General features: G+C 64.8%; 1 protein-coding gene. It reads right to left on the bottom strand.

From position 1 onward, the window contains the following. Positions 1-227: hypothetical protein (locus tag MKL01_RS08085; protein WP_243904701.1), on the bottom strand; the 227-nt coding region annotated here is incomplete at its 3' end. Positions 228-400: the final 173 nt, after the last annotated feature.

Below are 400 nucleotides of genomic sequence, written 5' to 3'. Positions count from 1 at the left end.
TTGATCTCGCGCCCGGCTGTGAAGATGGCGAACAGCTTGAGGGCGTTCCGGGCGAGGCGTTCAACGGCGTCGCCGGCACTGTCCAAGCTCTTCTCGATGCCCTTGCCTTCCTTGACCGCGCTCTCGCGGGTCTTGGCGAAGAGGGTCATCGCCTGCTGCTCGCACCTGACGAAGGCGGAAGGATCCAAGCCTAGGCTGACGGTGAGCGCGTCGATAACGGTCGGCATATCAGTCCCTCCCGATGCTGAGGCCGAGACGTTCCCGGCGTGACGCGGCCATGGCGGGTTCGGCCAAGTGCCGGAACTTCTCCACGCTGCCGCCGGCACGGGCGAACGCCGCGAGCGTGCACATGGCGAAATACAGTTCCGGGTCAGGATCCGGGGCTTTTGACACCTTCCAA

Source organism: Methylobacterium sp. J-070 (assembly GCF_022829385.1).
In the GTDB taxonomy this organism is placed as follows: domain Bacteria; phylum Pseudomonadota; class Alphaproteobacteria; order Rhizobiales; family Beijerinckiaceae; genus Methylobacterium.
The sequence above is the reverse complement of the archived record's forward strand: the minus strand, read 5'-3'. Positions and strand labels throughout refer to the sequence as shown.